The sequence below is a fragment of the Shewanella sp. 10N.286.51.B7 genome (genome assembly GCF_002873615.1).
In the GTDB taxonomy this organism is placed as follows: Bacteria; Pseudomonadota; Gammaproteobacteria; order Enterobacterales; family Shewanellaceae; genus Shewanella; species Shewanella electrodiphila.
Genome location: NZ_MCUF01000014.1, coordinates 29,749 through 48,593, shown reverse-complemented (window position 1 = coordinate 48,593; position 18,845 = coordinate 29,749). Strand labels below are relative to the sequence as shown.

The window sequence follows — 18,845 nt, the reverse complement described above, 5'->3', positions numbered from 1 at the left end:
GTGGCTAAATCGTTAAAGGAATAATAATAATGAAACCTGCAGTACTTCTATTAAGCGCAACAATTACGTTAGCTAGCGCAATCAGCCAACCCGTTCATGCTTTTGGTCAAATAGGTCATAGAATTATTGGCGAGCTCGCTCAAAATAATCTATCACCAACAGCACAAAGTAATATCAATGCATTAACAAAAGGTGAATCACTGGCACAAATGTCGACTTGGCCAGATGAGATCCGTTCAGATAAAAATTGGTACCACTCTTCACCTTGGCACTATGTGTCTATTGAAGATGATGAAACGTGGGAGACAGTAACAAGAAATCCTAAAGGCGACATTATTGAAAGCCTTGAGCGATATGAAAAAATCTTAATCGATCCAAAAACAACAAAAAAAGATAAATGGGAAGCACTGGCTTTTTATGTTCATTTTGTCGGCGACATTCATCAGCCATTGCATGTTGGCCATAGCCACGACCACGGCGGTAATAAAGTAAAACTGAAATGGTTTGGAGACGATACAAATCTGCACTCTGTGTGGGACAGTAAAATTATTGAGCATCAAAAATTAAGCTACACCGAATACACAGGGTTTATTGAACGTATCTCAGATAAAGACATCAAAAACTGGCAAGGCAAAAGCTATTATGACTGGGCTGATGAATCTAAAGCATTACGTGCAGGAACATACGAGCTAGAAAAGAATCGTGATGATCAACCCGATCTTCGATTCCAGTACATATTCAACCATACCCCAACAGTTGAATTAAGACTGCAACAAGCTGGCATTCGTTTAGCTGAAAAGCTTAACGTCATATTTGGTCAGTAAATTAAAGCGCAAAATCTGCATGATTATCAAAACTTTATGAATCATGAACATAAGCCCACTTGTTTAATGATAGGTGGGTTTAATTTTTAGGAAACAATTCGTTAATCAATACGCCGTATATTCGTCATTTTTTCATCATTTATTTCGCATAAAACTATCTTAAATACGTAGCAATAGAGACTTATTAGTTCTTTATTACATTAATAATCACGAATGAGATCACTAGTGCGAATTACAGTCAACTTTATTAAGCCGTCTCGACAGATGATCGTTATAAAGTAAAAATGAGCAAGGTGAAACTTGAGCAGGAATAACGAGAAGTGAGCCTAACCAGCAGAAAATAAGAGCCTGTAAATAATGTTTCCTTATAAGATATCAAATAAAAAAGCCACTATTGTTACCAATAGTGGCTTCCTGTTATTACAGCGCCAACAAGGTGGAGCTGTAATACACTTTTAACGTCTAGATTAACCTAATGTGATTAACGTTCGAAGTTATGGTAAACATCAATACCAAACGACTTACCAGTGTCATGACACGTTGCACATGACTCAGCAGTTCCTTCAGTAAACCATTGGTCGGTAGTTGGAACATTAAATTCACCACCATTTTGTTCCATATGGTTCAATGCTGAATCTGAATCATGACATGCAAAACAGTTTGCAGTGATTGGGCTAGTCATTACGCCATCAGTACCTTCGTTAAACGCTTTTGAAAGCATATATTGATTAGGTACATCAGCTAGGCTTACGCCATCAGCATGACAAGACACACAGTTATCAGCATTCAAGCTAGCAGCAGAGTTTTCAACATTGTTGCCATCTTCATCAGTTTTAGCACCTGAAAGCGCATTACCGATACCCCAGTGCATGCTATGAACCATAGGTCCGAAGCCTGGAGCTGATAAAGCACCTTTACGATCTTGGCCGTTGTTATGACACGCAACACAATCTAAGCCGCCATCACGGTATCCACCATTTTTATGATAGTTAGTATCGTTGTTGTGACAAGTCGTACAGCTATCTTCAGTTACTGCGTGACGACGTCCCCAATCTTGTACTTTTTCAAAGTTAATTGGGTCAACGACTTCACTGTAACCAGTGAAAGATACACCGAACTCACCATCACTATCTTCCCAGTTAGTATCTGCGATAGTGATACGTGAACTTGCTGACAAGTTAGCATCTTCAAAGCCATCTGTTAGCTCGCCGTAACACACTGAACGAGAACCATCTTCGTTTTCAATGTAACCTTCTGCGCCATGAGAAATCACACGAGCCACAATAGAATCATTATGGTAGTTGTTGATGTAAGCACCGCCATAAGTCACTTCATGGGCTTCATACATTTCACCAATATTTAATTGCACAGGTGTTTCACCTGAGTTATCAAATAATGCGATATCAACACAGTAACCTTGAGTCCATGCTACGTCTTTGTGGTCAATCCACTCATCCATAGTTGGATTAAAGTATGGGTTACTTGTTGTGGTGTAATGGTTAGCACGAATTTCTTCACGCTCAACTAAACCAATAGAAGATGATTCAGCATGGAAAGCACGCGCATCGAATCCGTCAGCAGGTACAATAACGCCTGACTCACCATTACCATGACAGTCACTACAGCCATTGCCAGCAATACTAGTATTAACTACAGGTTCTGCGTGACAGGTATAACAGTTAGTTGGGGTGAAATCTTTTTCAAATTTCTGATGGTTAATATGACCCAATTTCTGCATGCTATTTTTAGCATAACCACCAGTGTCTAAAGAGTTTCCTTCAGCGTCGATATCACGAGGTACGTTGTTATGACACACCATACAGCCGCCAACAAAATCAACTTCCCCTTCTGTATTTAAGGCAACATAATTACTGTGCTTAATATCTGATGTAGCATAATCTACGTGGCACGAGTAACAAGTTTCAGTTGTGCTGGTATGAGTATTTTCAGGCTTGTTGACAATAATGTAAGGTGAAGATGCAATGTTATCCCCGCCACCCACTTGTAAACGAATCAAGCCTTCTGTATCCGCTTGAACAGCTGCCATCGGCGCAACAAATTCGTAGCGACCATCATCTAACATGGTTAACGTTGCACCTTCTGTGGCACTATCACCACCCGCGCTAGCACTGCCACCAACAGAGCCATCACGTGCACGCTGAATTCCATGGTCAGTTTTTGCAGCTAAATATACAGCGGCATTTTCAAGACCATTAATTAACGTGCCATCTTCATCTGTAATTTCAAACTCAAGGGTAACTTGACCTTCTCCTACAAGATGTGAAATATATTCGACATTAGTCACTGTTGAAACTTCTGTCACTGGGGTACTTGGTTCTCCAGGTGCGCCTGGTTCGCCTGGCGCACCATCTTCTCCATCACTTCCGTCACTTCCACAGCCTGCTATCCCCATAGCGGCTGCAATAACGAACGCTAATTTACGTTTGGTTAAATGCTTCATCATCACTCCTAATTATTTTTGTTACTACTTTATAGGTATAAAGTTAATTTAATATAACCTTATGCAGATCAAAGAAGAGTGATGACTGTCACAACCGTCTGTATCATATGTTTTAAAACGAGGTGTTTATGTTAAAAAGTTGAGCCAGATCAATATCACTAGCCACTAATGCAACAACAAAGCCTTAACACCATTGTCTTTACATTACTTTACAATGACTTAAGCAACACCATTGAGAAATAAATAATACTAACAGCTAAAAGATGAAGAAAAGTTTAAAAATCTTATCGTTGAATTATGACGTATATCTTGAGGTTATAAGAGAGCTTTTAGATTTTTCATACCACTTTAAGCCTGAGAGGATTAAAAGTGTAGATCAACTCATACCGTAAACACTAAGATATTGAAAAATAAAAATATACTCAAAAAAACTTGCTCAATTTATAGCCTGGAATGTTTTTTAGCCATAAAAAAACCACTATGGTAAATAGTGGTTTTTATTCAATACTTATATAGATTTAGCAAAAACTAGTTAACAATCTTGCCGTCTATATCATCTCGTGACACTAATGCTTTGCATTAGCTAACGACATTAACGCTCGAAGTTATGGAACTTGTCGATACCGAATGATTTACCAGTATCATGACATGTTGCACAAGATTCAGCAGTAGGTTGTGTGTACCAGTCAGTAACAACCTCAGCATCGATCTCACCACCATTTTGTTCCATATGGCTTAGTGCTGATGCACTATCGTGACAAGCAAAACAATTAGCTGTAATTGGGCTAGCCATCTTAGTTGTATCTGGGTCCCCATTTTCATCTGTATTGAATGCTTTAGCACGCATGTATTGATTTGGAATTGCACTTAAATCAATACCTTCAGCATGACAAGATACACAGTTATCAGCGTTTAAACTGTCTGCTGAATTTGGCACGTTGTTACCATCTTCATCTTGCTTGGCACCAGAAAGCTCGTTACCGATACCCCAGTGCATGCTGTGAACCATAGGGCCAAAGCCAGGTGCTGAGCCTACAGCATTACGATCTTGGCCATTGTTATGACAAGCAACACAATCTAAACCACCTTCAACATAGCTACCATTTTTGTGGTAGTTAGTTTCGTTGTTGTGACAAGTTGTACAGCTATCAGTAGTCACAGCATGACGACGATCGTAATCACTCACTACGTTTAAGTCTGCTAATTCAGCAACAGGAGAGTAGCTAGTGAAAGAAACGCCATCATAAGATGCATCTTCACCATGATTAAATGTAACACGTGAACTCGCCATGATTTGCGGCGTTTGTAGATCTAATGTTGAATGACAGAAAGTTTTAGAACCATCGCTGTTATAAGACTCTTCGTAGCTACGAGACTCACGTCCAACAATAGATTCATTGTGGTAACCATGTAAGTAAGTACTTGCATAAGTTAGCGTACCGTCAGCATATAGTGTTTCAATGCTTAGTTGCTCTTCACCTTTGAATAAACTTAGGTCAGTACAGTAAGCACCAGTGTCATTCTTGTATACAGCAGAAAGTGTAGTTGAATGCTCAGCACGGATCACTTGACGCTCATCGATACCAATTTTTTCTGATTTAACATGGAATTCACGTGCATCAAAATCACTGTTTGCCATAATGAATTGTGCAGAAGCTGAATCCGTTGTGTGACAATCACTACAACCGTTACCCGCGATGCTAGTATTGATTACAGGCTCTGCGTGACAGGTATAACAGTTAGTCGGTGTGAAGTCTTTTTCAAACTTCTGGTGATTGATGTGACCCAATTTCTGCATGGTATTTTTAGCATAACCACCAGTATCTAGAGAGTTCCCTTCAGAATCAACATCACGTGCAACGTTGTTATGACAAACCATACAGCCGCCAACAAAATCAACTTCGCCGTCAGTATTTAATGCAACGTAGCCACTGTGTTTAATATCTGAAGTTGCATAGTCAACGTGACATGAATAACAAGTTTCAGTCGTTGTTGTGTGCGTCATTTCAGGCTTATTCACAATAATATATGGTGAAGAAGCGATGCTATCTCCGCCACCTACTTGTAAGCGAATGAGTCCTTCAGTATCAGCTTGAACAGCAGCCATAGGCGCTACAAACTCATATCGACCATCGTCAAGCATAGTTAGCGTTGCGCCTTCGTCACTTGCAGATGCACTGCCACCAACAGAACCATCGCGTGAACGCTGAATGCCATCTTCAGTTTTTGCTGCCAAATATACTGCAGCATTTTCAAGGCCATTAATTAATAAGCCTTCTTCATCAGTGATTTCAAACTCAAGTGTTACTTGTCCTTCTTCAACCATATGAGAAATAAATTCTACATTGGTCACTTCAGAAGCTTCTACTACTGGTGGAGTCGGTCCTGGACCTGGTTCACCTGGTGCGCCATCTTCGCCGTCTTTACCATCGCTACCACAGCCTGCAATCCCCATTGCTGCTGCAACAACGAAAGCTAATCTGCATTTCGTTAAGTTTTTCATCATCACTCCGAATGTATTTGATACTACTTTGTAGGTATAACCCGTTTTTAATATTAGACTTTTCTGTATTGTTAAATAGTGACTAGAATCACATGCGCCATGACAAGACGTATATTTTATCGCCTTTATGGTAGAACTTTGAACCAGATCTTAATCAACACATTCTTATATAATCAAAGACGAATTTAACAAATGCTTAAGTTGTTGTTTTTAAATGACTTTTAAAACCTTAAAAATGATTAATATTTTAAAAACCTTTATTTTCAAGCCTTTATATTAAAATTTAAGGTTCGCATTACGGTTAAACATACGAAGTATAGACAGGATTAATAATGAGTTAAGCTTATTTTAAGGTTGGAACACTAAAAACCATCAATTAATAGTGTAACCATATGTATCAAATGGTTTTTAATTATATTTGAATGCAATATATAATCTTGTGTCAATCATCCCAAATTCAGAATATAAAAAAGCCACTATGACTAGTGGCTTTTTTTATTCAAACATCAAACCTAAGAGTTAGTCTTGATTTAAGCTAACTCTACCAGCTTATATTAATAACTATTTAACGCTCAAAAACATGGAATTTTTCGATACCAAAAGATTTACCTTCAGCATGACAAGTGGCACAAGATTCTGATGTAGGTTGAGTATGCCAATCAGCAGTTACTGGTACGTTTAGCTCACCACCATTTTGTTCCATGTGGCTTTGTGCTTTCTCATCATTATGACAAGCAAAACAGTTTGCCATAACAGGAGAAGTCATCACACCAGCTTCACCACCATTGAATGCTTTAGACTTAATGTACGCATTTGGCACTTCGTATAAATCGATACCATCAGCATGACAAGCAACACAGTTTTCAGCATTTAGCTTAGTTGCTGAGTTCGGCTCACCAGTCACTGCATCGCTACCTTCACCCCAGTGCATGCTGTGAACCATTGGTCCAAAGCCTGGTGCTGAGCTTTTAGCATTACGATCTTGGCCATTGTTATGACATGCTATACAACCAATACCACCTTCATCAAAAGTGCCACCTTTATGGTAATCACCTTCAGAGTTATGACATGAAGTACAACTGTCAGCAGTAACGCTATGACGACGATCAAACTCATGAATGAACGCACCTTCGGCACTGACGATATCTGAATGAGCAGTCATGCTCACTAAGCCATCAAACGTAATACGTGCTGAAGCAAATAACTCAGAACCCACGAAGCTTTCATCTAAAGTGCCACATAAAGCCATGCTCTCACCAGATGTAGAAACGCTCATAGACGCAGCGCGACCAGTGATTGACGCTTCGTAGTACCCATGTAAGTAGCTAGATACAGAAACAGTACCAGCATCCACTAGTTCACCTAAGTTAAGTTGATTTTCTTCAACATCGTGAAGAGAAATATCGCTACACCACTCTCCTGACTCTTCGCCTTGAACAAAGTAAGGAGCTGATGCTGAAACAACATGCTCTTCCTTCAATTCTTTACGTTCAGTCATTACAGTGTGGAATTGACGCCAGTCATCACCAGTTTGGTTAAAGCTATTAAATGTTGCTTCAACTTCAGTGTTTGCAACACCTGCTGCATCATGACAATCAATACAAGTCTGTTGGTTATAAACAGTCGTGATTGGATCTACGTGACAAGTTGTACAGTTAGATACTTCAAAACCAGTTTCAAAACCTTGGTGATTGATATGACCAATTTTTTGCATATGGGTGTTTGAGCCATTGTCGTCACGAGTAACGTGACCGTGACAAGTCATACAACCAGCAACAAAATCAGTTTCACCTTCTAAATCAACCGCTACACGCGATGGATGTCTGAAACTTGAAGTTGAGTAATCAACGTGACAGGTATAACAAGCTTCTGTTGACGTTGTCATCGCTGCTTCTGGCTTATCAATTAAGATGTAGTCAGATGTTGCGATGTCACCGCCGCCCACTTGAAAGCGAATAATACCTTCAGTGCCAGCAGTTACTGCTGCCATTGGTGCAATAAACTCATAATTGCCATTTTCAAGCTCAGTTAACGAAGCACCTTCGTCACTCGCTTTTGCTGCGCCGCCGACAGGATTTTCATCACTGCTGTTACTACGCTTAATACCATGCTCAGTTAACGCGGCAAGATATAACTCGGCATCTTCTAAGCCAATAATGCGAATATCATCTTCATTGGTAATGCCAAACTCAACCGTTACTTGTCCATCTTCAACCGCATGATGGATAACATCTACATTTGTAATTTCTGATGTTTCTGTTGTTGGTGGGGTTGGTCCTGGACCTGGTTCCCCTGGGTTGCCATCTTTACCATCACTACCACAACCTGCAATCCCCACTGCCGCTGCGATAACAAATGCTAATTTGCATTTCGTTAAATGTTTCATCATCACTCCGTTATTTTTAATACCTAATAGGCACTTGCGCGCATATTAGGTATTCCATTTAGTGAAATGAGTGACGCTGATCACATGAGATCTGAAATTTAACAAATATGATATTGTTTAAATTAAAAACTTGAGCTGTGTCTTGTTTAGGTAAAGCTGATATTAACAAGTATGACCTGAATGCTAACTTGAGGGTTATAAATCAATAAACTAGGTGACAAAATGTATCATTAACTAAAAGATTTAACCCATGGCTTTTAAACACAAAAAAGACCCTTTCGGGCCTTTATTGGTGGGCATATTTTCAGTAATTAAAGTTCAACCTATACAAGCATTAAGAACAGCAATCTCTTCGCATACTCTTTTTAGGTAACTTATCGTAAATCACTTTTGCCATTAATAGTGCCAACACAATACCCGAGCCCATGGTGACATACGAAGGAAGCAGTTCATGCTCGTGACCAATTTGCGGCATCACCACAAAACCAAACTCTGCCACAAGATAGTTAACCAATACACCAAACGCTAATGCGACACCCAGTACGCCGCCTAGATAGCCAAACAAGGCGCGCTTACCTAACTCTTTAGTGACAACGCCTAAAGTCGCGATATTAGTAGCAGGACCTGCCATCATGAACACCAATACCGCACCAGGTGAAACACCAGCCAATAACAAACCAGCCGCAATCGGCGTGGATGCTGTAGCGCAGATGTACATAGGCACAGAAATCAATACCATCACTAACATAGCCAGTATGCCATCCCCCCACTTGGCAAGAAAATCACCAGGCACAAACGTCTGTACTAATGCTGCAAAGAATAACCCCACCAACAACCATAACGTGGTATCTCTGACTAAATCAGTGGCGGCATAAACCAACCCTGATTTCACTCTTGATAATATTGACTCATTTTTAAGCTCTGTCGCCATGTCTTTAGTGGATTCACAGCAGCTTTCAGACGATTCAGCAGCGAGATCCGGCTTACTTGAACAACAACTGGTCTCCTCTGCCATAAGGTTAGCTTTATCCGCTTTGCTTGCACAACAGCTAGCTTTGTCTGACTTAACCTCAGCTTTATCCACTTTACTAGAACAACAGCTGGTTTTTTCAGGCTGTACCGCCTTACTTGAGCAACAGCTTTTAGTCTCAGTTGTACTAGCCATCATAGGCGCTGTATCAGGTGTAAATTTAGGCGCTGCGCTGGCTTTATTTTTACTGCAGCAAGAAGAAGTCACTTCACCTTTATCGCCAAGCTCGCGGGCTAATTTTTCACCCTTATCTAACTTAGTTTCAACGATTTCAGGCTTATCATCTCGTCCGACTAATAGCCCAGCCACAACAGCACTGGTGATAGCAGCAATAGGGCGAATGATGGCCATAAATGGCCCTAATAAAACATAAGACACCGTTACTGAATCGACACCCGTTTCAGGCGTCGACACTAAAAATGATGTCGTTGCAGCTTTTGAAGCACCCGAGCGACGAAGTCCCACTGCCGCCGGAATAACCCCGCATGAACACAGCGGCAAAGGTGCGCCAATAACAGCAGCCTTAACAACAGTTTTTAAACCGTGACCACCCAGCTGTTTTTGCATCCACGCCATCGGCACAAACACTTTTAACAACCCAGCCAACACTAGGCCTAATAACAGCCACGGCGCTGACTCTAAAAATAACTCAATAAAATTACTTAATAACATAATATGTCCTACCCCTGCTTTTCTGCATGAAGGTGATGTTCAACTTTTGGGCTTAACTCTTTATCGGTTGATTCTAGCGCCTCTAAAATAGAGCAGTGCTCAGCACTATCAGGTCCGCCGCAACACGCCTGTGATAATTTATTTAATGAACTGGCAAAAAATTCAAGCTCTGCGATCTTCGCCTGTACTTGTTCTAACTTGGTATCCACTAAGCCTTTCACATCGGCGCAGGCCCAATTAGCTTTGTCCAACTCAATCGATAACAGCTCTGCAATATCATTTAAACTAAAGCCGACCACTTTCGCACGAATAATAAAACGTAATTTTTGCGCATCATCTTGGCTATATAGTCGATACCCTGCCTCTGAACGAGTTGAAGATGTCAATAAACCGTGCTTTTCATAAAATCGCAGCGTATCTGTTTTAACATCAAATAAAGTCGCGAGTTCGCCAATTCGATACATATATTTACCTGCCCAGTGAAAACTTAAATTCAAACCTTTACCAGCTTAATAAGCCAATTATAAACCTTGGAGTTAAATCCAAGGTCAAGGGTTTTATAGAACAAAGTTCACCCCCTTACTTTGTTCTTATTTCAATATTGTGAAATCGCGCATAAATTTCCCGAAATAACACTGATTACGTTAAAATACGCGCGTTTCATTACGGCCCACCTAAAAACAATAAGATGAAGGGCGTAGGAACTTTGGCAAAACAGATTTCACGCAACTGTGTTCGAGTAATTCTGTTTTGCCAAACTTCCTTAAAATAAATAGTGGACACTGTACCTACATGAATACTGTCAGACCTATTCGTCGCGCGCTGTTAAGCGTATCTGATAAAACTGGAATGCTTGAGTTTGCTAAAGCATTACATGAGCAAGGCGTAGAATTACTTTCTACTGGTGGCACCGCTAAATTACTTGCTGATAATAATATTCCAGTGACCGAAGTCTCTGACTACACGGGTCATCCTGAGATCATGGATGGTCGTGTTAAAACTCTGCATCCAAAAGTACACGGTGGCATTCTAGCCCGTCGTGGTATTGATGAAATCGTGATGGAACAAAACGCCATCAAACCAATCGATTTAGTTGCCGTTAACCTATACCCATTTGCTTCTACTGTAGCAAAAGAAGGTTGTACCCTTGCCGATGCTGTTGAAAACATCGATATCGGTGGCCCAACAATGGTGCGTTCTACCGCTAAAAACCATAAAGACACCACGATTGTTGTTAATGCTAGCGACTACGGCCGCGTCATTGCAGAAATGCAAGCAAACGAAGGTAGCACCACACTTGAAACCCGTTTTGATCTAGCGATTGCAGCGTTCGAGCACACTGCAGCTTATGACGGCATGATTGCTAACTACTTTGGCACTATGGTTCCTGCCCACAGTAAAGATGAGTGTCACGAAGATTCAAGCTTCCCACGTACATTCAACACTCAGCTAATCAAAAAACAAGATTTACGCTACGGTGAAAACAGCCATCAAAAAGCGGCTTTCTATGTTGATAGCAACATTGATGAAGCCTCAGTTGCAAGTGCAACACAATTGCAAGGTAAAGCGCTGTCATACAACAACATCGCCGATACTGATTCAGCACTAGAATGTGTTAAAGAATTTGACGGCCCAGCTTGTGTCATCGTAAAACATGCTAACCCTTGTGGTGTCGCATTAGGCAACACCATTCTTGAAGCTTACGACCGCGCATTCAAAACTGACCCAACGTCAGCATTTGGTGGCATCATCGCCTTTAACCAAGAGTTAGATGCTGATACCGCAAAAGCCATTGTTGACCGTCAATTTGTTGAAGTGATTATTGCGCCAACAGTAAGCCAAGCAGCACGTGATATCGTGGCAGCAAAAGCTAACGTACGTTTATTAGAGTGCGGCCAGTGGAATACTAAAACCACGACTCAAGACTTTAAACGTGTTAACGGCGGCTTATTAGTTCAAGACCGCGACCAAGGCATGGTTGATGTGGCTGACGTTAAAGTGGTATCAAAAATACAACCAACAGCCGAGCAGCTAACTGACTTAATGTTCTGCTGGAAAGTGGCTAAATTCGTTAAATCTAACGCGATTGTTTACGCAAAAGATGGCATGACTATCGGTGTCGGCGCTGGCCAAATGAGCCGTGTTTACTCAGCTAAAGTGGCTGGCATTAAAGCGGCTGACGAAGGTTTAGTGGTTGAAGGTTCAGTGATGGCATCGGATGCCTTCTTCCCATTCCGTGACGGTATCGATGCAGCAGCGGCTGCAGGTATTAGCTGTATCATCCAACCGGGTGGCTCAATCCGTGATGAAGAAATCATCGCAGCGGCAGACGAGCACGGCATTGCCATGGTATTTACTGGCATGCGTCACTTCCGTCACTAAATACGATTTAACATCGCTTGTTAATGCTAATAAGCGATGTACTAAGTTCAGCTTTAAGCATATTAGAGCAAGCCATTGTTTCAAGCTCAATGAAGACACGCGGAGTTTATAACTATAAATGAAGCAGAAATTGAGACCATGGAATTTTTAAGCATATTAGAGCAAGCCATTGTTTCAAGTTCAATGAAAACACGCGGAGCTTATAAGCATAAGTGAGCATGTTTGAAGCAGAAATTGAGACTATGGCGCAGCTATAAGAGGATTAAAAGATGCAAGTATTAGTTATTGGCGGCGGCGGACGCGAGCACGCACTGGCTTGGAAAGCAGCACAATCACCACAAGTTGACACTGTATTTGTCGCGCCAGGCAATGCGGGCACGTCTTTAGAGCCAAAACTAGAAAACGTCGACATTAACGTTGAAGCGATTTCAGAGTTAGTTAAGTTTGCTCAAGACAACAAAATTGAATTGACGATTGTTGGTCCAGAAGTGCCATTAGCACTGGGCGTAGTCGATGCTTTTAACGAAGCAAAATTACCGATTTTCGGCCCTACCCAAGGCGCTGCGCAGCTTGAGTCTTCAAAAGCCTTCACCAAAGACTTTTTAGCGCGTCATAACATCCCAACTGCTGACTACTCAAACTTCACTGAAATAGACGCTGCAAAAGCGTACTCAGCAGAGTTAACCTCAAAAACAGGTTTCCCTGTTGTGATTAAAGCTGACGGCTTAGCAGCAGGCAAAGGCGTGATTATCGCTACTGACCAAGCTGAAGCTGATGCGGCAATCGAAGACATGCTAGCTGGCAACAAGTTCGGTGAAGCCGGTTCTCGCGTCGTTATCGAAGAATTTTTAAAAGGTGAAGAAGCTAGCTTTATCGTGATGGTAGACGGCAAAAACATCTTAGCTATGGCCACCAGCCAAGACCATAAAGCCCGTGATAACGGCGATTATGGCCCTAACACTGGCGGCATGGGTGCATACTCACCAGCCCCTGTTGTCACCCAAGCCGTTCACGATTGGACGATTGCAAATGTTATCCGCCCGACGGTTGATGGCATGGCAGCAGAAGGCAATGTATACACAGGCTTCTTATATGCAGGATTAATGATTTCTCCAGATGGCAGCGCAAAAGTACTTGAGTACAACTGCCGCTTTGGCGACCCAGAAACACAACCAATCATGATGCGTCTACAATCAGACTTAGTTGAGCTTTGTCTAGCAGCCACCCGTGGTGAGTTAGATACTGTGACTGCAGAATTTGATTCACGCGCAGCAGTCGGTGTTGTACTTGCAGCAGGCGGTTACCCAGATGCATACCGCAAAGCTGACGTGATTGACGGTTTATCTTTAGGCGACAACAACGCCAAAGTATTCCACGCTGGCACAGCAATGAAAGACGGCCATGTTGTCACATCAGGCGGTCGCGTATTATGTGCTACTGCGTTAGGTAATACAGTTACCGAAGCACAAGCAAGCGCATACAAGTTAGTCGATGCAATCCACTGGGATGACGTCTACTTCCGCACTGATATTGCATACCGTGCAATTGCACGCGAGCAAGGGAAAGACTAATTATTTAGTTTGTACTTGTTGTTGAAGCGATAAAAATAGAATCCCTGTGATGGCAACTAATGCCAAAAATCATAGGGATTTTTTATCAAACATCTTAGCTAAATCTCGAATAATCGATTGCAAAAGGATGCTTACGTTTTAAATACTCAGCGACTTCAAACCACTCAAGATCAACACCAACTTTTTGCCCACTTATTAGCTCTAATTCAGCCATGTAATGTTCAAAATTTGTTTCTGAAGCTTTACTCGAAATAAATTTTTCAATCTCAGATTTTGCAAATTTCACCGAACTCTCTACCAGTGTTCTATTTTGCATATGCATTTCAGATATAGCATGAGCAAAACCTTCGATTGCTTCAGTAAATTCAAATTTCATCCCATTAGATAACTTCTCTTTCGGAACTTTGAATTTGATAAGCTCTTCATAATTAATGAATATATTGAAACCAACTAGAGTTTTATTATCTTGCTGATTATTACTTATTGAAGTTGTGAAAGTGGAGATTGGCAAATTTCTATGTTGCGAATTATTTCTTATTTTACAAGCTATGACATAACCCAAATTGTTATTATACAGTTCTTCTCGTTTATCTATGATTGATTGTTCTATGTCTTGACTACCTGTTAAATCCCTAGAAAAACACCTTTTTTTGTCTTCGTGATAATGAATATCGAGATAAGCTTTACCTAAATTAAGTAAATTAAAAGCTAACCGATTTAAAGAGCTTCTTATCTCATGATTCAATACATAATCTATTGGTTTAGATACACTCCTTAATCGCCAGTAATCTACTTTATTCTTATATTCCCAGAATTCTTCAATAACTTGATCAAATAAAACTTCAAGGTCTAAATACTTCGATAATATTTCTTTATTGCGCTGAAGCATATCAGCTTCTTCAGACGATAATTCAAAAGTAAGATGAGTAAAGCCATTCATATTTTCGATTTTTAATTTATCCATAGTTACTCTTTTTTATCTTATCCAGTCTAGTTAAATTAAATGAGGTTTTATACATGTTAACTTTACCCCATTGATGTACTTGTTACGCTAAACATTATCGTAAAAACATCAACTTAACCAATTGCCTGCCGCAGGCTTATGTGCAGATACAACTGCGAGGCGCTGCAAGTACATCCATGTAAGCTCTGCCAAAACATCCATGTTTTGGAAGCTCGCTGCTGCATCTACACTGGGATTATTACTTCTTCGATTTAACTTCATTTGGGTATTCTAAAAAGCTCGAGCATACAATTTGAAGACACCATATGACTTGAGGCCATCAAGAAAATTGCGTGAGTCTAGCCATGGATGGCTAGCTAGCTTTCGAAGGGAAGGGACGCCCCATCGAAAGCGTTAGTAATTTTCGAAGATGGTCGAAGTAGAATCAAAAAGAAGCTAAAAGCTGGATCCATCCTTGTAGAAATCTTTCGCTTTTCAGAAAATTTCGTAAAGGCGGCAGGGTGATCCAAGAGGGTATTGCTGTTGATACCCTTTTGGTCTGGTGTGGGCGAAGCGCCGCGACCTTGATTTTGCTTTCAGCTATAGTTAACAAAACAAAACGCCCCATCGGAAGCGTTAGTAATTTTTGAAGATGAACAAAGCAGAATCAAAACGAGGCCAAAAGATAAACAATACTCCGTTGGAAATTTTGCTTTTTAAATTTCGCCGGAGCGCTGAGGGATTATCAAGGGGGACAAGCGCTTTCCCCCTTGATTTTGGTGTGGGCGAAGCGCCACGATCTTAATTTAGATGCAGAAGTAGAAGTAGAAGTAGATTTAGATGTAGATTTATAAAATAAAAATCACTTCGGCATTTCTGCCGAAACCCAATTACCAGTATGACTGCTCATTCAGTGCATCCACACAAAAACTATCCCCTTCAATCGGCTCAATCTCGGTGCCAACTAATGATTGTGCTAACCACCCTTCAGGGTAAGTCAGGATAAGAGGTGCTTTGATGCAGTCTTCGCTGATAGGGTTAAAGCCAACCTTAACGTAGTAGTTAGGGTCACCGTAAGTAAACACTAACTCAACACCATTGTCTTTAAGCTGCTTTAAGCCAAAGTTAATTAGCTTTTGGCCAATCCCTTTTGCTTGAAAAGCGGTGCTCACCGCAACAGGAGATAAAATAAACGCATTGGCTTTCTTCGCTAATGCTAAACGGCTAAAGAAGATAGCCCCTACAATCTTGTTTTCTAAGGTTGCAACAAAGCCCAACAAGTCTGTCGCAGGTGTTGTCACAATCAATTCAGAAACTAAGTGACCAATCACCTTGCCTTCAGCCTCGCCCTCAGCATCCCCAAACGATTGAGTAAATAACTCAATAACATCGTCTGTTGTGTTAGTAGTGAAAGCCGATAACTTTATAGTGTCATCTGTCATATTTTGCAATTAAGCCTCTGAAACGGAATTTATTGATGTCATATAACATTATTATCGACGGTTATTTCACTACAAGCCAGTTTGCAAAAATCAAATTGCGACCCTAAAACAAAAAAGCCGAGCATGGGCTCGGCAAAGGGGTGATTCAAATGAAAAATGGGTTAATCACGGTTATCGGTATCTTCGTACTCAGTAATTTTGGCACCAAACTGATAGCCACCATTATTACGGTTGTATTCGCGAAATAAGCTTACTGAGAAATAGGTCGGTGCATCAGTATCAATCACACCTGAAACCACCTGTGCCAATGTTTCTACGTCATGCTCTGCAGAAAAATAGAAATGCTTGGTTTTCTGCAACGATAACTGCTTAGCTTGCTCTTTTGTGATAAGGATTTCACTAAACTGCGTCGCTACAATTCTCGTAAACTCAGTATGGTACGCATCACCTTCTTCTAGCAACAGCATCGATGTTTCAGCCACCACCATTTCACTCATAGCTTGCTCTAATTGAGCTTGTTCAGATGCTTCATTGGCATTTGCCGTCGCTGAAACACCCAATGCGCTAAATGATAGCGACATAAGCACTGCGCCAATTTGTTTTTTATTCATGTAATACCTATATATCGTGGCGGTTTATTGAGGTGCGAAAGCCTCTCAATAAAGGAAAATCTCAATAACCGCAGTCTACCCTTTACAGATCTAAGCAATTAATCGCTTTTGAAGGACTCAACCCTCATATAGCTTGTTTAAGGTCTAAACTTAACCGCTTAATGCCTTCGAACAAGCAGTTCAAATCACATCGACATTTTTCGGTAATATTTTAAATGGGTATTTATGCACGCTAAATAACTATTATGAATAGCTATGCTTAATAAATGTCTGAATTGTTAAAACCAGCTAAATCCAATCCAATTAACGGCTATAACAACGACCCACAAACATCGACTTGAGCTACTGCTTTATGGCAGGATGTCGCACCGTCACAATTTAATAACAATAGTGACAAAGGCTAAAAATAATTTATACCTAGCACGACCTATAATAAAAATAACATTAGTAACCAAGGCTAAAAATAACTTATACCTAGCACGACCTATAATAAAAATAACATTAGGGATAGCTTTATGTCTGACTCTCAAATCAAGCAGCCGAGTTTGCTTGATGCACTCTTACCCGTCTTTGCATTAATCACTATGCTTGGCGCTGCGGTATACCTTTTTTCATCTGACAGCTCTTCAGGTGCTAACCAAATAGCGCTGATCCTTGCTGCGTGTATTGCCATCGTGATTGGTTATAAAAATGGTTACAGCTGGAACCAAATGGAGCGCGGAATAGTCAACAGTATTGGTATCGCCACAGGCGCATTACTGATTCTATTTACTGTAGGATCGCTCATTGGTACTTGGATTCTTTCAGGTACTGTACCGACAATGATTTATTACGGTATGCAAATCCTCAACCCCAAATATTTCTACGCTGCAAGTTGTATCTTGTGCGCAATAGTCGCTATCAGTATCGGCAGTTCATGGACGGTGGCCGGTACAATAGGTATTGCACTGGTGGGCATTGCCTCGGCAATGGGCTTAGATATTAATATCACCGCTGGCGCTATTATTAGTGGTGCTTATTTCGGCGATAAAATGTCGCCATTATCTGATACCACCAACCTTGCGCCCGCTGTTGCAGGTTCTGATATTTTCAGTCATATCAAGCATATGACTTGGACAACCGTGCCAAGCATCATTATTGCGCTCATTGTGTTTACGATTATTGGCTTGTCTGCGGATGTGTCGAGTTTTGATTCTCAATTGGGCACAACGTTAGTTCTGCTTGAGCAAACCTACGACCCCGGCCTGCATTTACTGTTACCCCTGTTAGTCGTGCTGTTTTTAGCAAACAAGAAAATGCCCGCTTTCCCTACCGTCATTTTAGGTACCATTGCTGGGGCAATTTGCGCAGCCCTTTTCCAATTCGACAACATCATAGCGTATGTTAATGAGCCCGATTTATTGCCATTTGTGGCGATCATTAAAGGCATTTGGATTGCCATGTTCGATGGTTACGTGGCAACCACGGGTGATGAGGTACTGGATAACTTACTAAGCCGTGGTGGTATGAGCAGCATGGTCACTACCGTTTGGTTAATTCTCTGTGCCATGGCGTTTGGTGGAGTAATGGAAGTAACAGGCTTACTTTCAAGGTTACTAGAAAGCATTCTTAGCTTAGTCACAGGTACCAGTAGCTTAATCATCACTACATTAGGGGTTTGTATCGGTGCTAACGTGATTACTGCCGACCAGTATATTGCCATTGTACTGCCAGGAAGAATGCTGAAACTTGAATATCAAAAACGTCAACTTGCTGCAGTGAACCTCAGCCGCGCCCTTGAAGACTCGGCCACTGTTACCAGCCCATTAATTCCTTGGAATACTTGTGGCGCATTTATGGCAAGCACTTTAGGTGTAGCGACTATCGCTTACTTGCCCTATGCGATATTTAACTTGGTCTGCCCATTTATCAGTGCATCGTATGCTTACTTCAACATCAAAATTGAGCCGCTAGTTGAGACGGAAAACGCAGCTGAATTAAGTCCAAGTTAACCCGCATATACGATTTGAACCCATGCTTG

General features: G+C 41.0%; 13 protein-coding genes. 4 read left to right on the top strand and 9 right to left on the bottom strand.

Translation table 11 applies throughout. The annotated features are described in order from the left end of the window. Positions 1-29 precede the first annotated feature (29 nt). A complete protein-coding gene (locus BCU84_RS01935) occupies positions 30-824 on the top strand; it encodes a S1/P1 nuclease (RefSeq protein ID WP_102526417.1) in 795 nt (264 codons plus the stop codon). 481 nt (positions 825-1,305) lie between these two features. Here BCU84_RS01935 and BCU84_RS01930 read toward each other — a convergent pair whose 3' ends face one another. From BCU84_RS01930 to zntR, 5 genes are all read right to left on the bottom strand, one after another. Continuing rightward, on the bottom strand, positions 1,306-3,285 hold the full coding sequence (locus BCU84_RS01930) for a cytochrome c3 family protein (protein WP_102526416.1): 1,980 nt from the start codon (positions 3,283-3,285) through the stop codon (positions 1,306-1,308). A gap of 592 nt (positions 3,286-3,877) precedes the next feature. Beyond that, entirely contained in the window at positions 3,878-5,788 is a 1,911-nt protein-coding gene (locus BCU84_RS01925) for a hypothetical protein (RefSeq protein ID WP_102526415.1), read from the bottom strand. Positions 5,789-6,353: 565 nt separating this feature from the next. Next, positions 6,354-8,174 (bottom strand): hypothetical protein, encoded by a 1,821-nt coding sequence (locus tag BCU84_RS01920; protein WP_102526414.1) that lies wholly within the window; start codon positions 8,172-8,174, stop codon positions 6,354-6,356. A gap of 334 nt (positions 8,175-8,508) precedes the next feature. Continuing rightward, positions 8,509-9,876 (bottom strand): SO_0444 family Cu/Zn efflux transporter, encoded by a 1,368-nt coding sequence (locus BCU84_RS01915; RefSeq protein WP_102526413.1) that lies wholly within the window; start codon positions 9,874-9,876, stop codon positions 8,509-8,511. 8 nt (positions 9,877-9,884) lie between these two features. After that, on the bottom strand, positions 9,885-10,340 hold the full coding sequence (gene zntR / locus BCU84_RS01910) for a Zn(2+)-responsive transcriptional regulator (RefSeq protein ID WP_102526412.1): 456 nt from the start codon (positions 10,338-10,340) through the stop codon (positions 9,885-9,887). Between the two features lie 328 nt (positions 10,341-10,668). Here zntR and purH point away from each other — a divergent pair, with 328 nt between their 5' ends. Next, positions 10,669-12,258: a bifunctional phosphoribosylaminoimidazolecarboxamide formyltransferase/IMP cyclohydrolase gene (purH, locus tag BCU84_RS01905; RefSeq protein WP_102526411.1), complete on the top strand. Its 1,590-nt coding sequence runs from the start codon at positions 10,669-10,671 to the stop codon at positions 12,256-12,258. A 269-nt stretch (positions 12,259-12,527) separates the two neighbouring features. Beyond that, positions 12,528-13,829: a phosphoribosylamine--glycine ligase gene (purD, locus tag BCU84_RS01900; RefSeq protein WP_102526410.1), complete on the top strand. Its 1,302-nt coding sequence runs from the start codon at positions 12,528-12,530 to the stop codon at positions 13,827-13,829. Positions 13,830-13,923: 94 nt separating this feature from the next. Here the strand turns inward: purD and BCU84_RS01895 are convergent, their stop codons facing one another. The 4 genes from BCU84_RS01895 to BCU84_RS01885 all read right to left on the bottom strand — a co-directional run bounded on the left by BCU84_RS01895 (position 13,924) and on the right by BCU84_RS01885 (position 16,825). Further along, on the bottom strand, positions 13,924-14,793 hold the full coding sequence (locus tag BCU84_RS01895; protein WP_102526409.1) for a hypothetical protein: 870 nt from the start codon (positions 14,791-14,793) through the stop codon (positions 13,924-13,926). A gap of 108 nt (positions 14,794-14,901) precedes the next feature. Next, positions 14,902-15,054 (bottom strand): hypothetical protein, encoded by a 153-nt coding sequence (locus BCU84_RS20675; RefSeq protein WP_157936180.1) that lies wholly within the window; start codon positions 15,052-15,054, stop codon positions 14,902-14,904. A 608-nt stretch (positions 15,055-15,662) separates the two neighbouring features. After that, complete coding sequence (locus BCU84_RS01890; protein ID WP_241906335.1) at positions 15,663-16,214, bottom strand: N-acetyltransferase; 552 nt, start codon at positions 16,212-16,214, stop codon at positions 15,663-15,665. Between the two features lie 161 nt (positions 16,215-16,375). Next, positions 16,376-16,825 carry a hypothetical protein gene (locus BCU84_RS01885; protein WP_102526408.1) on the bottom strand — a complete coding sequence of 150 codons (450 nt, stop codon included), beginning with the start codon at positions 16,823-16,825 and terminating at the stop codon, positions 16,376-16,378. Between the two features lie 515 nt (positions 16,826-17,340). Between BCU84_RS01885 and nhaC the strand changes: the two genes are divergently transcribed. After that, a complete protein-coding gene (gene nhaC, locus BCU84_RS01880; protein WP_102526407.1) occupies positions 17,341-18,816 on the top strand; it encodes a Na+/H+ antiporter NhaC in 1,476 nt (491 codons plus the stop codon). Positions 18,817-18,845 lie beyond the last annotated feature (29 nt).

What these genes read in the sequence shown, in the direction of transcription:
- BCU84_RS01925 (WP_102526415.1), bottom strand. Translation starts at nt 5,788, where the DNA reads ATGAAAAACTTAACGAAATGCAGATTAGCTTTCGTTGTTGCAGCAGCA.
- purD (WP_102526410.1), top strand. Translation starts at nt 12,528, where the DNA reads ATGCAAGTATTAGTTATTGGCGGCGGCGGACGCGAGCACGCACTGGCT.
- BCU84_RS01935 (WP_102526417.1), top strand. Translation starts at nt 30, where the DNA reads ATGAAACCTGCAGTACTTCTATTAAGCGCAACAATTACGTTAGCTAGC.
- purH (WP_102526411.1), top strand. Translation starts at nt 10,669, where the DNA reads ATGAATACTGTCAGACCTATTCGTCGCGCGCTGTTAAGCGTATCTGAT.
- BCU84_RS01890 (WP_241906335.1), bottom strand. Translation starts at nt 16,214, where the DNA reads ATGACAGATGACACTATAAAGTTATCGGCTTTCACTACTAACACAACA.
- BCU84_RS01895 (WP_102526409.1), bottom strand. Translation starts at nt 14,793, where the DNA reads ATGGATAAATTAAAAATCGAAAATATGAATGGCTTTACTCATCTTACT.
- BCU84_RS20675 (WP_157936180.1), bottom strand. Translation starts at nt 15,054, where the DNA reads ATGAAGTTAAATCGAAGAAGTAATAATCCCAGTGTAGATGCAGCAGCG.
- BCU84_RS01915 (WP_102526413.1), bottom strand. Translation starts at nt 9,876, where the DNA reads ATGTTATTAAGTAATTTTATTGAGTTATTTTTAGAGTCAGCGCCGTGG.
- zntR (WP_102526412.1), bottom strand. Translation starts at nt 10,340, where the DNA reads ATGTATCGAATTGGCGAACTCGCGACTTTATTTGATGTTAAAACAGAT.
- BCU84_RS01920 (WP_102526414.1), bottom strand. Translation starts at nt 8,174, where the DNA reads ATGAAACATTTAACGAAATGCAAATTAGCATTTGTTATCGCAGCGGCA.
- BCU84_RS01930 (WP_102526416.1), bottom strand. Translation starts at nt 3,285, where the DNA reads ATGAAGCATTTAACCAAACGTAAATTAGCGTTCGTTATTGCAGCCGCT.
- BCU84_RS01885 (WP_102526408.1), bottom strand. Translation starts at nt 16,825, where the DNA reads ATGAATAAAAAACAAATTGGCGCAGTGCTTATGTCGCTATCATTTAGC.
- nhaC (WP_102526407.1), top strand. Translation starts at nt 17,341, where the DNA reads ATGTCTGACTCTCAAATCAAGCAGCCGAGTTTGCTTGATGCACTCTTA.